General features: G+C 38.6%; 14 protein-coding genes. 9 read left to right on the top strand and 5 right to left on the bottom strand.

What is annotated here, in order from left to right; translation table 11 throughout:
• Positions 1–23 precede the first annotated feature (23 nt).
• The gene (gene ytzI, locus B3D94_RS07615; RefSeq protein WP_225316113.1) at positions 24–173 is read right to left on the bottom strand and encodes a YtzI protein; all 150 of its coding nucleotides are present in this window, start codon (positions 171–173) and stop codon (positions 24–26) included.
• Between the two features lie 134 nt (positions 174–307).
• Here ytzI and B3D94_RS07620 point away from each other — a divergent pair, with 134 nt between their 5' ends.
• Positions 308–625 carry a hypothetical protein gene (locus tag B3D94_RS07620; protein ID WP_025117462.1) on the top strand — a complete coding sequence of 106 codons (318 nt, stop codon included), beginning with the start codon at positions 308–310 and terminating at the stop codon, positions 623–625.
• Between the two features lie 65 nt (positions 626–690).
• Here B3D94_RS07620 and B3D94_RS07625 read toward each other — a convergent pair whose 3' ends face one another.
• From B3D94_RS07625 to B3D94_RS07640, 4 genes are all read right to left on the bottom strand, one after another.
• Entirely contained in the window at positions 691–1,362 is a 672-nt protein-coding gene (locus B3D94_RS07625; protein ID WP_069482412.1) for an AroM family protein, read from the bottom strand.
• Complete coding sequence (locus tag B3D94_RS07630; protein WP_069482411.1) at positions 1,335–2,510, bottom strand: amidohydrolase; 1,176 nt, start codon at positions 2,508–2,510, stop codon at positions 1,335–1,337. Before B3D94_RS07630 ends, B3D94_RS07625 begins: the two co-directional genes overlap by 28 nt.
• Positions 2,507–3,577, bottom strand: coding sequence for an amidohydrolase family protein (locus B3D94_RS07635; protein WP_069482410.1), 1,071 nt, complete (start codon positions 3,575–3,577; stop codon positions 2,507–2,509). Before B3D94_RS07635 ends, B3D94_RS07630 begins: the two co-directional genes overlap by 4 nt.
• Before the next feature lie 63 nt (positions 3,578–3,640).
• On the bottom strand, positions 3,641–5,242 hold the full coding sequence (locus B3D94_RS07640) for an ABC transporter substrate-binding protein (RefSeq protein ID WP_291756245.1): 1,602 nt from the start codon (positions 5,240–5,242) through the stop codon (positions 3,641–3,643).
• A 217-nt stretch (positions 5,243–5,459) separates the two neighbouring features.
• Between B3D94_RS07640 and B3D94_RS07645 the strand changes: the two genes are divergently transcribed.
• From B3D94_RS07645 to B3D94_RS07680, 8 genes are all read left to right on the top strand, one after another.
• Positions 5,460–6,422: an ABC transporter permease gene (locus B3D94_RS07645; RefSeq protein ID WP_069482408.1), complete on the top strand. Its 963-nt coding sequence runs from the start codon at positions 5,460–5,462 to the stop codon at positions 6,420–6,422.
• Between the two features lie 2 nt (positions 6,423–6,424).
• Positions 6,425–7,291, top strand: coding sequence for an ABC transporter permease (locus tag B3D94_RS07650; protein ID WP_069482407.1), 867 nt, complete (start codon positions 6,425–6,427; stop codon positions 7,289–7,291).
• 17 nt (positions 7,292–7,308) lie between these two features.
• Positions 7,309–8,331, top strand: a complete 1,023-nt coding sequence (locus B3D94_RS07655; protein WP_291756248.1) for an ABC transporter ATP-binding protein — start codon at positions 7,309–7,311, stop codon at positions 8,329–8,331.
• A complete protein-coding gene (locus tag B3D94_RS07660; RefSeq protein WP_291756250.1) occupies positions 8,315–9,322 on the top strand; it encodes an ABC transporter ATP-binding protein in 1,008 nt (335 codons plus the stop codon). Before B3D94_RS07655 ends, B3D94_RS07660 begins: the two co-directional genes overlap by 17 nt.
• A gap of 62 nt (positions 9,323–9,384) precedes the next feature.
• A complete protein-coding gene (locus B3D94_RS07665; protein WP_069482404.1) occupies positions 9,385–10,338 on the top strand; it encodes a DUF1177 domain-containing protein in 954 nt (317 codons plus the stop codon).
• Positions 10,331–11,599: a M20 family metallopeptidase gene (locus B3D94_RS07670; protein WP_036119752.1), complete on the top strand. Its 1,269-nt coding sequence runs from the start codon at positions 10,331–10,333 to the stop codon at positions 11,597–11,599. Before B3D94_RS07665 ends, B3D94_RS07670 begins: the two co-directional genes overlap by 8 nt.
• Positions 11,600–11,733: 134 nt before the next feature.
• Positions 11,734–12,495 (top strand): IclR family transcriptional regulator, encoded by a 762-nt coding sequence (locus B3D94_RS07675; RefSeq protein ID WP_069482403.1) that lies wholly within the window; start codon positions 11,734–11,736, stop codon positions 12,493–12,495.
• Positions 12,496–12,506: 11 nt separating this feature from the next.
• Entirely contained in the window at positions 12,507–13,430 is a 924-nt protein-coding gene (locus tag B3D94_RS07680) for an aminopeptidase (RefSeq protein ID WP_291756258.1), read from the top strand.
• Positions 13,431–13,587: the final 157 nt, after the last annotated feature.

The raw sequence follows: 13,587 nt of genomic DNA on the forward strand, positions 1-13,587 counted from the left end.
ATGTATAAATAATGAATGACTTGCTAGTTCTCCTCTTGATGATAGCTTTGTTTAGGTTTTTCATCAACGGTATGTTTAAAAGCATAGGCACGGTTGACACTGATAACTGTCGCAATAGTGATAATAATAACGATGATGATTGCGACGATTAAGAGCGTAGTTAAACTCATCATACTCACTCCGTTCTTTGTTCATCATATTTATTATAAGTTAAAATGACATTTTAATTGTGAAGGAAGTTTGACATTCCAGGGAATAAAACAACACCTTTCTCTCCATACTATGGGAAAAGGAGTGAATCGTAAAGATGGATCGTCAGCGTGTATATTTTTCACTTGCCAATAGAACCTATTATACTAATCCATATGCAGGACCTTGGAATTTTGAACTTAATGTGGATCGACAAGCATTAGATGTTTTTGAGAGAATTTTTCAGCAAATGCAGTTGTTAGAAATCTCCAATGCATGGCGTGCACAGTTACCGTATATCCAATATCACTTAGATAGAGAAAATGATGAAATTGATTTAAGATTGATGAAAATTTATGCATTAGTTCATGAGTATGGAGATGAGGAAACGAAGGCTTTTGTGGAGCAGTTACCTTATTTTAATAAGCGTGTCTAATGGGGTTGATTTTCACTTTGAGTGTCGCCACTCTCAGTGAAAATCAATCACCTTAGTAGAGGGTATTAACATATTGCCTTTAATATAGTAAAAACAGCTTCACGTGGGACAATTACAGGTATATTCAGTTGATGTTTAATTATATTTTTCATAGGTGTCGAATAGCCCATACAATCAAGAATGAGCAGATCAGCTCCAGCGTATTCTAATTGCTGTGCCTTTGCTAATAAATCAAGAGCATTAAAGCGGTAAGGTGAACTTGCAGAAAAGATCACGTCAAAATGAGCATTTTGCCATTTTTCTTCAACAGTTATTTGTTGCTCAGGCTCAGGACCTATTAAACCAATGGCTAATTCCGTATGAAGGCCCTTCACTAAGTTAGTCATCATACGATCGGGGAGTAAAAGATTTTTAAAGGATAGTTTATTGGCAAAATCGCCTGTACACATCAGTAAAATCCAAGTAAAGTCATGGAGATCATGAAGGCATTGCTGAATATGGGGCATGAGCTTTGCTTTACTTAACCTTACCTGCTGACCATTTGTCAGGAGAGTCACTAAAACATCATTGTCTTCCTGTGAGGGAGATAGCGCAGCAATTTCAGATGGTGAAAGAGAATCAAGGACACCAAATTCATGAACATGAAGGCCTCCTTGTCTTAATTGCTGAATATCCTCCGCCATATCTTTGCGAGGGGCTTGACCAATAGTTACAATGGCAATTTTTGAGTTTTCCATTGGGCTTCCTCCGCTTCATAATATTTTTCTCCGTTTACATAAGTTTGTAGTACTTTCGCTTCGGTTTCAAAAATAGGGTGAGACCAAACAACAAAATCAGCATCTTTACCTTTCTCAAGACTACCAATTCGATGATCAAGCTGTACAAGCTTTGCTGCATGTATCGTAATGCTTTTTAAGGCTGTTTGTTCATCTAACCCATAACGAATTGCTTCAGAGGCACAATACTTTAAGTACTGAATCGGTACAAAGGGATGATCCGTCATGATAGCAAAAGGAATGTTATGCTCTTTAAATATGGCAGCAATCGCTGGTGTAGAATGCCGTGTTTCATATTTAGATGGGGTTAACATATAAGGACCAAGCGTAGCCTGGAATCCACTATTTTTTACTGCATCAACAATGAGATACCCTTCTGTACAATGCTCTAAATGGAGCTTCACATTAAATTCTTTGGCAATTCGTATAGCGGTCATAATATCATCTGCTCTATGGCAGTGAAGACGAAGGGGCATTTCACCACGGAGTACCTCAATAAATGGTCGTAATTCGGTATTTTGGGATACTTCTTCAGATTGCTCCTGTTCATTCAGCAGGCTAGCCCGTTGGAAGCCGTCACGTAGCAGCTGAGCAATCGCCATACGGGTCATTGGCTTTCGTTTATATTGATTACCAAAGACGTTCTTTGGATTTTCCCCTAAGGCTCCTTTTAATCCACTTCGTTCTACTAGGACACGAGAAGCAAGGGTAGGACCTGCTGTTTTTAGGATACTCCAAATACCACCAATAACATTGGCACTACCCGGACCAGTTTGTACTGTTGTCACGCCACCTTCAAGTGCATGCTGAAAGGAGAAATGGCGAATATCAACACTGTCCAAAGCATGCATAAGCGGCGTGAATGGTTCACTATATTCATTAGCATCATTAATATCTTCGGTTACTTCAGCCCATGTTCCGACATGTGCATGGATATCAATTAATCCTGGTGTGACATAAGCTCCCTGTAGATCGATTATGTGCGCATGAGGGGGAATTTCTTTGGCTGGCCCTACATAAACAATGCGACCATTTTCAACCCATAGCTGGTCAAAAGTATCATTTTGTTCATTGACTGTGAGAAACGTTGCATGATGATAAATGTTCATTTTGACATACCTTCTTCCATTGCATAAACTTTTTCCCCTTTAATAAAAGTAGCGATAACCTGTGCGTCTAAATTTAATGGGTGCTTATCCCATATCACAAAATCAGCATAAAGGCCATCACGAATAGCACCTGTTTTATGGGCAATGCCAAGGAAATCAGCAGCACCCGTTGTCAATGAATAGAGAACATCGGAGCGTGACATACCTTCTCTAACAGCTAAACAACCTTCTAATGTCAGATGAGATGTGCTACTAACAGGATGATCTGTACAAAAAACAAATGGAATTGTTTGAGTGAATAGCTGACGATACAGCTTTGGCGACAGCTCCATCATCTCATTATGCTCAATATAACGGAATGTCGGTCCAGCTATAACCGTATGGAAAGCGGTCTCCTCAAGAAGAGGAATTTCCGTGCCATGAATAATATGAAAGTCAAAAGCATTATTAAATTCTTGTTGTAGTCGATGAATTAGTTCAATATCGACAGCTTTATGTGCCCGCACAACAATTTTATGGATGGAAGGATCCTGTTGTTGAATTTGTTGAAGTGTGTCCCTTAAGATTTTAGCAATGCCCATACGAGTCAGTGGCTTTTTCTTTTCAGCAAAAAATGTACTTTTTGCCTGGTGCCCTATAGAAAAGGAATAAGCGACATCTTTTGCAATCACCATTTCATCTACAGTTGTATGTGTATGATGAATGATAGCCGTTTTGGCACCAATTAAGCTTTTTGGAGAAGGAACAATATGAGATGCTGTAACCCCATGTGAGACAGACTTTTGAAAGGCTACATCAAACGGGTAAATGCCATCAACAACTGAATATTGTAGATGCGAATCAAATTCATAACTATCATCACCTTCCCAACGAATGCCAATTTCAGCTAAACCAATTTGTGAACAACTATCGATTAGGCCAGGAGTAATATAATAGCCATCCAAATTTATTTCATTCTCATCAGTATGTGTAGCTTGTTCGAAATACTCTCCTTGTACTTGGAATGACTGTTTGGCAAAGCTACGAGTGTCAGAGTTAAATACAAGCCCATTTATATATCGAGTCATCGGATCAGATCTCTCCTTATGAAGAGAAAAGCGGAGACGAGAATCTCCACTTTTCTGGTTGAGTTATTTTGAAATGGATACGTTTGTACCATTTGGATGAACAATTTGAACAGAGTTATCAGCAGAAACTTCAAAGCCCTGCACATTTTTATTCACGCCTGCAACAGTTTGAGTTGCTTCTAATTCGATACGTGGAACATCCGCTAGGATAAGTTTTAATGCCTCTTGATATAATTTTGCTCGTTCTTCTTGTACGACTGTTTCGGATACAGCACGCTCCAATAATTTATCAACCTCTGGATTGCTGTAGCCTTTACCATTACCTAACGCTCCTATTTGATTTGTGTGAAATAATTGATAGAGGAAGAAATATGGATCTGGATACCAAGTCCAACCACCAATATTCATTGGAGCATTGCCCTTTGCTACTGTATCACTGTAAGTACCCCATTCAAGTACTTTAATTTCAATATCTATATTTAAATTTTTCTTCAATTGACTTTGGAAAATCGTTGCGTAAGGGACACGTGCCTCTGATACGTAAATCTCCGTTTTGAAGCCGTCAGCATAGCCGGCATCCGCTAATAATTTTTTAGCTTCTTCAGGATTATACTTCGGTACCATATCGACTAAGGATTTATCATAGCCCCAAGAACCTGGAGGTAATGGTAAATATGAGACGTCACCGCCACCCCATTGATTAACACCAGAAATGATTTCCTCAACATTTGTTGCCATATAAATGGCTTCACGTACACGTTTATCGGCAGTTGGACCAACCTTATTGTTAAGATCTAGGTAAACAATGGATAAGCCCGGATTTGTTAAAAGCTCAAGATTACTATCTTGATTGATAATTTCTCGATTTTGGCCTTTTACGTCCATCGCGATATCAATATCACCTGAACGTAATGCATTGGTCATCATATTTTGGTCGGAGATAAATTTCATTGTTAAATGATCGAGATGTGGTTTGTCCCCCCAATAATTTTCATGGCGCGCCAGTTTTACTTCTTGGTCTTTTTTCCACTCTGTTAACTGGAATGGACCAGTACCAACGAAATGCTCAGAAAATTTATCGCCCCATCCTTCAATCTCTTCTTTTGGAATAATGATATTCCCAGCATCAGTTAGCATAGCAAGTAGGGCAGCATTAGGAGTAGCTAAGTGAATCTCTACTTCATAATCAGATAGTACCTTCACCTCTGTCACGCCACTAAGACGATTCATAGCCGATTCTTTAGCAGAACGTTCTAATGAATATTTCACATCTTCAGCTGTCATCTCACGACCATCTTGGTATTGTCCTTTTTGGAATTTTACACCCTCACGTAATTTGAACGTATAAACTAACATATCATCTGATACTTTCCATTCCGTTGCTAAAGAGGGAATGATATCCGACAGATCTTTGTTATAAACAACTAAAGTATCACCCATTTGACGCATTACCTGTGATTCATAAACCCCCGTATATTTGATCGGGTCAAACGTTTTGGCATTCGCTGAAAGACCAACATTTAATGAGCCTCCAGAAGTAACTTCTCCATCTTTTTCATCTGTTGAGTTATTTTTTTCTGTATTCCCACCACAAGCAGCTAAAACAGCAATCATTAAAGTTAAAAAGAAAAGTAGGAAAGATTTTTTTACGTTTATTTTCTTCATCCGAGCTAGCCTCCTTTATTTTGTTTCACAATATGAACCGTTGATTCAAAAATGGTAGGTTCGAAATAAAAGTAGCACATTTGTAAACAAGAAGTAAATAAAAAATTAAAAAGATTCAGAAAAAAATATATTTACAAATAATTATCGTTAGGTGTAGTATTTAATTATTCACAATATGAACCACTGATTCTAATAATGAAAAGGAGGTCTTAATAAGATGGGCTCATTTATTTTAAGAAGGTTAGTAAACCTTATTCCAACACTGTTAGTAGTTGGTATCATCGTATTTATTATTACGCGAATGATTCCAGGTGATCCAGCTTCTGTCATGCTTGGTCCCCAGGCTAGTGTGGAAGATGTAGAGAATTTAAGAGAAGAGCTGGGATTAAATAAGTCAATGCCTTCACAATTTATTTCATATGTAGGTGACTTAGCTCAGTTAAATTTGGGTTATTCCTATTCTTATAGCGAGTCTGTGTTGGGGCTTATTATTGAAAGATTCCCAAATACAGTTGTACTTGCACTAGCAGCCTTAATAATAGCTGTCGTAATAGGCATCCCAGCAGGTATATTGGCAGCTAGAAAACAAAATACGATCATTGATTATGTGGTCATGCTTGTGTCACTAGTAGGAGTATCCATGCCAATTTTTTGGTTGGGAATCATGCTTGTCTTATTCTTTAGTGTCAATCTTGGCTGGTTCCCTGCGACTGGAATGGGGAATATGAGTGAAGGTTTTTGGCCTTATGTAAAGCATTTAATTTTGCCAGCCTTTGCTTTAGCAACAATTCCAATGGCGACATTTGCGCGTATTACACGTTCGAGTATGTTAGAGGTCATTTCACAAGATTATATTAAAACAGCACGTTCTAAGGGCATAAAAGAATATTTGGTTATTGGGAAGCATGCGTTTAAAAATGCTTTAACGCCAATCTTAACGGTACTAGGTATGCAAATTTCTAATTTACTAGGTGGTGCCGTTTTAACAGAAACGATTTTTAGCTGGCCTGGGATGGGTCGACTGATTGTAGATGCTATAGATAAACGTGACTTTGTCGTTGTACAAGGTACAGTTATTTTCATTGCCTTTATCTTTGTCCTTATTAACTTAATCGTTGATGTGTTGTATAAGGTTGTGAATCCAAAGGTCAATCTTGAATCGAATGGAGGGAAGAAATAACAATGACTCAAGCAGTTGTCAATGAAACTAGAAAAAAAAATACGTTGTTACGAAAGTTGCTTAAAAATAAATTAGCAACAATTGGGTTAGTGATTGTATCCTTGATGGCCATTGTTGCTATCTTCGCTCCATTAATTGCTACCCACCCACCAAATGAAATGACTGTTGGTAAATCATTTTTACCCATGAATACCGAAGGACATTTGCTTGGAACAGATAACTATGGTCGAGATTTATTTAGTCGTTTAGTTTATGGAACCCGAATATCTATGATTGTCGGAATTGCAGCAGTGTTATTTGGTGCTGTGTTTGGGACATTACTCGGTCTTGTTGCGGGATATTTTGGAGGGCGTAGTGATTCCATTATCATGCGCACGATGGATGGTCTTTTCGCCTTTCCATTCATTTTATTAGCTATTACGCTAATGACGGTATTAGGACAAGGACTTGTAAATGTTATTGTCGCTATTGGTATAGCCAATATACCAGGGTTTGCTAGGCTAGTTCGTGGTCAGGTTTTAAGTGTTAAAGAAGAAGAGTTTATTGAGGTGACGCATTCTTTAGGAGCTACACATTCACGTATCATTTTTAGTCATATACTACCCAACTGTTTAGCTCCATTGATTGTCTATGGAACGATGAGTACAGCAGGCGCTATTATTTCGGAGGCTGCACTTAGTTTTTTAGGGTTAGGGGTACAGCCTCCAACAGCCTCATGGGGTAGCATTTTAAAGGATGGTAAAGACTTTTTAGTATTAAATCCTCAAATGGCGACATTTTCAGGTATCTGTATTTTGTTAACAGTCCTTGGTATAAACCTTTTAGGAGATGGATTACGTGATGCATTAGATCCGAAAATGAAAGTTTAATGAAAGGGGGTGGCGTCATGACTGAACGTTTACTAGATGTAGAAAACTTGACAGTAGAATTTAAAAGTGGTGGCTCTACAATGAAAGCTGTTAATGGAGTTAATTTACAATTAAATAAGAAAGAAACGCTAGGAATTGTTGGTGAATCTGGATCGGGAAAAAGTGTTACAGCCACTGCTCTCATGCGTTTAATTCCATCTCCGCCAGGAAAAATAACGAACGGAGTAATTCGTTTTAATGGGCGCGATTTAATAGGGATTTCAGAAAAGGAAATGCGGAATGTCAGAGGTAATGAAATGTCGATGATTTTTCAAGACCCTATTACGAGTCTAAATCCCGTTTTAACAGTGGGCAATCAAATTTTAGAAGTGATCCAAGCGCATGAGCATATATCCAAGAAGGATGCAGCAATAAAAGCTGTGGATATGCTGAAAATGGTAGGGATTCCTGAGCCAAAAAAGCGTTTGAAAATGTATCCTCATGAATTTTCAGGTGGGATGCGTCAACGTGTCATGATTGCTATCGCGCTTGCTTGTAATCCAAAGCTACTTATTGCTGATGAGCCCACTACAGCATTGGATGTAACTGTACAGGCTCAAATACTTGATTTGATGAAAAAATTACAGCAAGAACACGATACAGCCATTATTATGATTACGCATGATTTAGGTGTAGTTTGGGAGCTTTGTGACAAAGTGAATGTCATGTATGCAGGTCGAACAGTGGAGTCGACTACAACAAGACAGCTCTATGAAAAACCATTACACCCCTATACCTGGGGATTATTAGAGTCGCAGATTACGATGGGGACACAAGTCCAGCAAAGGCTGCCAGCCATCCCAGGAAGTCCACCCGATTTAACAATGCCACATAGTGGTTGTCATTTTGCAGCTCGTTGCCCGTTAGCAACAGATCTATGCCGTAGTACAATACCCGATTTAGTGGAAGTCCAGGACAATCATTTTGTAGCCTGCCATTTGCAATCAAAAGATCAAATTGTCGCTAGGAAGGTGGGGGTTTTTCATGCAACAGCCCAATGAATTGATCTTAAAGGTAAATAATTTAAAAAAGCATTTTCCTATTAAAAGCTCAATTCCATTTAAAAAGTCCACACAATTTGTGAAAGCAGTAGATGGAGTCAGCTTTGAATTATTTAAAGGAGAAACACTTGGGATTGTAGGTGAATCGGGCTGCGGGAAATCGACGGTTGCTCGTTTAATCAACCAATTAATAGCACCTACCGAGGGTATAGTTGAGTTTAAGGGAACCGATTTAGCAAGCTTAAATACAAAGGATATTCGCTCTGCTCGAAAATCTATACAAATGGTTTTCCAAAATCCCTATGCATCACTAGATCCTCGTAAAACGATTGAATATTTAATTGCTGAACCATTAGTGATACATGGGATAGGTGATGAATCATCACGTAAAAAGCGTGTCATGGAGCTACTTGAAACAGTAGGGTTGAGTGCTTATCATGCAAAGCGCTATCCTCATGAGTTTTCAGGAGGACAAAGGCAGCGCATTAATATTGCACGGGCGCTTGCACTTCAACCGGATATAGTTGTTTGTGATGAACCTGTATCCGCCTTAGATGTATCTGTACAGGCACAAGTAATCAATCTATTAAAAGATTTACAGAAAAATTTTGGTTTAACTTATATTTTTATTTCACATGATCTCAATGTTGTGAATTATATGTGTGATCGCATTGCTGTGATGTATTTAGGCAAAATTGTTGAAATGGGCACATATAAAGAAATTTATGATCGCCCTCAACACCCATATACACAGGCTTTGTTATCGGCTATTCCAAAGGAAAATCCTTTTGATACAAAGGACCGAATTATTTTAACAGGGGATGTTCCAAGCCCTGTGAATCCTCCGAGTGGCTGTGCTTTCCATAAACGTTGTCGTTTTGCCACAGACAAATGTTCACAAGAGCAACCAACACTCGATACGGTGACAGCAACCCATCAAGTATCATGTCATTTATGGAAAGCTATTCAGCAAGAAGTATCTACAATATAGATGAAAATCTTATAAATTTTAAGGAATAAGAATTTTTGATAGAAAAAAGGAGCGGACTAATTATGTCATTGAAGCATGTTATGGAGTTATACGAGGTAATGGATAGTATGTATGTAAATGGTGGGGTTATCAAAGAGTATTTACACAATATTAATCCAGCAGCAGATGTAGTAGTTAAAACAATTAAAGGTGAAAATGGCTCAACCGATTTTGTCCGCGTTCTAGTGAAAGGAAAGAATGGTAAATCCTCAGGTGGCCATGCGCCTACATTAGGCATCATCGGTCGCTTAGGCGGTATCGGGGCACGCCCCGAAATGACGGGCTTTGTATCGGATGGAGATGGTGCACTAGCCTGTATGGCCGGCGCAGCAAAAGCCATTGATATGGCTTTAAAAGGTGACCAGTTAGAGGGGGATGTAATTTTCTCCACTCATATTTGTCCAACTGCACCCACTTTACCACATGAGCCAGTGCCATTTATGAATTCTCCAGTCGATATTAGCGTCATGAACGAGAATGAAGTGGAAGAAACAATGGATGCTATTCTTTCGATTGATACAACAAAAGGTAATCAAGTATGTAACCATAAAGGATTTGCCATTACACCAACAGTTAAAGAAGGTTACATATTAAAAATTAGTGATGATTTGCTGCAAATTTACACGCAATCAGCAGGTATTGCACCAGTTGTACTGCCACTGACAATGCAAGACATTACCCCATATGGGAATGGCTTATTCCATATCAATAGTATTTTACAACCCGCTGTGGCGACATCAAGTCCTGTTGTAGGGGTAGCAATTACAACCGAATCTATCGTGGCAGGCTGTGCAACAGGTGCAACACATGTTACAGACGTAGAGAATGTTGTTCGATTTGTCTTAGAAGTGGCGAAAACATATGGTGCACATAAATGCTCTTTCTTTGATGAAAAGCAGTTCACACATATGAAGAATTTATACGGTAGCATGAAGCATTTACAAACTAAAGGAATTGAGGTACAAGCACATGAATGACTTACAAGCACTAAAAATGCAACTAGTAGATGAAGTGGAAAATCATCAAGAAGAGTTAATTGATTTTTGTTCGAAACTCATTCAAATTCCGAGTGTCAATCCTCCAGGAGATACGACTGAAATAACAGCTTTTATCGAGCACTATCTAAATGATGTAGGCATTGCTTACCAAAAATATGAGGCTGCGGATAAAATGTTTAATTTAGTAGCTTCTATTGGAAATGATGAAGGCAAAGAACTCGTTTATTGTGGGCATACAGATGTTGTGCCGGTTGGAGACTTATCTAAATGGGATTTTGATCCTTTCTCTGGAGAAGTGAAGGATGGTTGGATGCTTGGTCGTGGTGCAAGCGATATGAAAGCCGGTTTAGCAGGTATTATTTTCGCCACAAAACTACTCAAGAAATTGAATATTGAATTGCCAGGGAAATTAACTTTAGCCATTGTCCCTGATGAAGAAACTGGTGGCGAATTTGGTGTTCCTTGGTTGTTGGAGCGTGGTTTAGTAAAGGGTGATGGATGTTTAATTGCAGAGCCTTCATCTCCATTAAATCCGACAATTGGGCAAAAAGGTTCCTACTGGTTTGAATTAGAGGTGCATGGGGAACCTGGACATGGAAGCTTATCACCTTTAGCAGGTCGTAATGCAATTAATGATGCAATCCGAGCTATTCAAGAAATTCGCACATTATGGGACATGAATATCGTCATTCCTGAAGAAGTACAGCCACTAATAGAAGTATCTAAAAAATACATGCGTGAAGTGGAGAAAGACCGTCTGAAATATCAAGAAGTACTAGAGAAAATTACTGTAAATATTGGTACAATTGAGGGGGGTACGAAGTCCAATGTTATCCCAGATTATTGTAAGGTACAGGTCGATTGTCGCTTACCATTCGGTATTACACAAGAAGAAGTAACAGAAATCCTGAAGAATAAATTAGATGCCTTAGACATTGAGTATTCGATCAGACGTTTTGGTTTCAAAAGTGTAGCCAACTATACCCCTGCTGAAAATCCTGTTTGCCAATCGATAGTGGATAATATTTCATTTGTAACAGGATTAGAAGCTTATGGTGTTATGCAATGGGCAAGCAGTGATGCTCGACACTTCAGACAGTATGATATTCCGGTTTTACAATATGGGCCAGCCTATTTACCAAGTATTCACGGGTATAATGAAAAAGTGCGTGTTGAGGATATCGTACGCTGTGCAAAAGTATATATTACTGCTGCTATTGATTTCCTCTATCAAAAGTAAGAGATTAGCTTCTCTCTTACTTTTGATAAAGTGATATCAGGTGCTTACGGCTGTTATATCTTTCAATTAACTCCCCCTTAAGCGAGGGATTTGCAGCCGTTTGTACAGATAAATAGATCAAAAGGATGAGAGATATGCTAAAGACGTTAAATTTATCAATTGCAGTTTTAAAAATGTTTACAAAGGAAAAGCCTGTATGGGGTGGTCGAGAGTTAGCGATGGCGATGAACATGAATCATACAAATTTATATCGCATTCTTGAAACATTTGAGAATAATGGGTTTATTACAAAGGATCCTTTAACAAAAAAGTACTCCTTGGGTATTGCATTATGGGAAATTGGTATGAATATGTATGATTCATTAAACATAGATCAGCTATGTATGCCTGTTCTTGATAACTTAAAGGATGTTACTGGTGAAACCGCCATATTTACAGTTTTGAATGGATTGGAAGCGTTAACTTTACTAAAAGCGGAGCCTGTGAATAAGGTGAAGTTTACTGTTTCAAGAGGAAGTAGATCTCCGCTTTATGTAGGTGCTTCCTATCGTTCTATGCTTGCTTTCCTAAGTGATGAGCAAATTTCTAAGGTTATTGATGAACCGCTAACTGCTTATACGACCAATACAATGACGAATGCAAATGACATACGGTTAGAGCTTGAAAAAATTCGTAGCTGTGGCTATGCGCTCAGTAACAGTGAATATTCCGTCGATGTATTGGCACTTGCTATGCCTATATTTAATAGTGATGAAAAGGTCGTAGCCTCTATCACTGTTTCTGGCCCCATCTACCGTTTTACTGAACAACGAGTACCAGAATTTTTAGGGCCTTTAACGGAGGCTAGGAATGAAATAGAAGGAATCATTCGTAGATATCATTTAAATTTTAATTAAGGAGTACTATTATGCAGCATTTACATGATATTGCACTGAAGGTATTAAAAAATAATTTAAATGTTCAATCGTCAGAAACGCTTTTAATTTTGACAGATGTTCAAAAGCAAGACTTAGCGACAATCTTTTATGAAGCTGGGCTAACAATTACGGCTAATACAATACTTCTGGTTATGCCGTTATTGGAAAAGTCAGGGCAGGAGCCTATTCATGCAGTTTCATCGCTTATGGCAAATGCTGATGTCTCACTTTGTTTGACCTCTCACTCTTTGACACATACAGCAGCCCGTAAAAATGCCTGTGAAAAAGGTGGTCGTGTAGCGACAATGCCAGGTATTACATTAGAGATGCTTGAAAAAGGTGCGCTTCATGCAGATGCGCAAGAGATTGAGGAAATGGTAGAAAAATATGTCCAGCTTCTTGATATGGCCGCAGGAATTCGAATTGTTAAAGATGGTCATGAGCTAACTTTTAGTGTAGAAAACCGTTTAGGTATTCGTTCAACTGGCGTTATTCGCCAAGCAGGAGAGCATGGTAATATTCCCTCGGGTGAATCCTATATTGCGCCAATAGAAACATCGGCAAATGGTGAAATTTTAGTGGATGGTTCTATTGCTAATATTGGTGTCTTAAAGGAACCATTATTATTGAAAATTTCAAACGGACGATTGGTAGAAGCAATTGGTCCGGATGGTCCTCGATTGCTGGAGTTACTTGGCGAAGAGAATGGTCGGCTCATTGCAGAGTTCGGTATTGGAGCTAATAAAAGTGCCGTGTTATGTGGTAATGTACTGGAGGATGAGAAGGTCTATGGGACAATCCATATCGCATTCGGTAGCAATGTGCCATTCGGTGGAGCGAATGCAGCGGATGTCCATATTGATTGTGTTGTGAGAAATCCGATTGTTTATTTCGATGGTGAACGAGTAATTTAATGAAAAGCGTGTCTTCATTTGAAGCGCGCTTTTTTGCTTGCTTGAACTATATTTAAAGTTGCTTGTTTCTGTATGATTACTCTATAGTTAACTTAGGAAAGACAGAGGGAAATGGAGTGGAAATACAATCCCAACAAAACAGAAATTAGGAATTCAC

Origin of the sequence: Lysinibacillus sp. UBA5990, from assembly GCF_002429815.1 — a bacterium.
Lineage (GTDB): Bacteria > Bacillota > Bacilli > Bacillales_A > Planococcaceae > Lysinibacillus > Lysinibacillus fusiformis.

Bases quoted from the DNA above. Each gene is read 5' to 3' on its own strand.
- B3D94_RS07670 (WP_036119752.1), top strand. From the start codon at position 10,331: ATGAATGACTTACAAGCACTAAAAATGCAACTAGTAGATGAAGTGGAA.
- B3D94_RS07620 (WP_025117462.1), top strand. From the start codon at position 308: ATGGATCGTCAGCGTGTATATTTTTCACTTGCCAATAGAACCTATTAT.
- B3D94_RS07665 (WP_069482404.1), top strand. From the start codon at position 9,385: ATGTCATTGAAGCATGTTATGGAGTTATACGAGGTAATGGATAGTATG.
- B3D94_RS07680 (WP_291756258.1), top strand. From the start codon at position 12,507: ATGCAGCATTTACATGATATTGCACTGAAGGTATTAAAAAATAATTTA.
- B3D94_RS07635 (WP_069482410.1), bottom strand. From the start codon at position 3,577: ATGACTCGATATATAAATGGGCTTGTATTTAACTCTGACACTCGTAGC.
- B3D94_RS07655 (WP_291756248.1), top strand. From the start codon at position 7,309: ATGACTGAACGTTTACTAGATGTAGAAAACTTGACAGTAGAATTTAAA.
- B3D94_RS07675 (WP_069482403.1), top strand. From the start codon at position 11,734: ATGCTAAAGACGTTAAATTTATCAATTGCAGTTTTAAAAATGTTTACA.
- B3D94_RS07640 (WP_291756245.1), bottom strand. From the start codon at position 5,242: ATGAAGAAAATAAACGTAAAAAAATCTTTCCTACTTTTCTTTTTAACT.
- B3D94_RS07630 (WP_069482411.1), bottom strand. From the start codon at position 2,510: ATGAACATTTATCATCATGCAACGTTTCTCACAGTCAATGAACAAAAT.
- ytzI (WP_225316113.1), bottom strand. From the start codon at position 173: ATGATGAGTTTAACTACGCTCTTAATCGTCGCAATCATCATCGTTATT.
- B3D94_RS07645 (WP_069482408.1), top strand. From the start codon at position 5,460: ATGGGCTCATTTATTTTAAGAAGGTTAGTAAACCTTATTCCAACACTG.
- B3D94_RS07625 (WP_069482412.1), bottom strand. From the start codon at position 1,362: ATGGAAAACTCAAAAATTGCCATTGTAACTATTGGTCAAGCCCCTCGC.
- B3D94_RS07650 (WP_069482407.1), top strand. From the start codon at position 6,425: ATGACTCAAGCAGTTGTCAATGAAACTAGAAAAAAAAATACGTTGTTA.
- B3D94_RS07660 (WP_291756250.1), top strand. From the start codon at position 8,315: ATGCAACAGCCCAATGAATTGATCTTAAAGGTAAATAATTTAAAAAAG.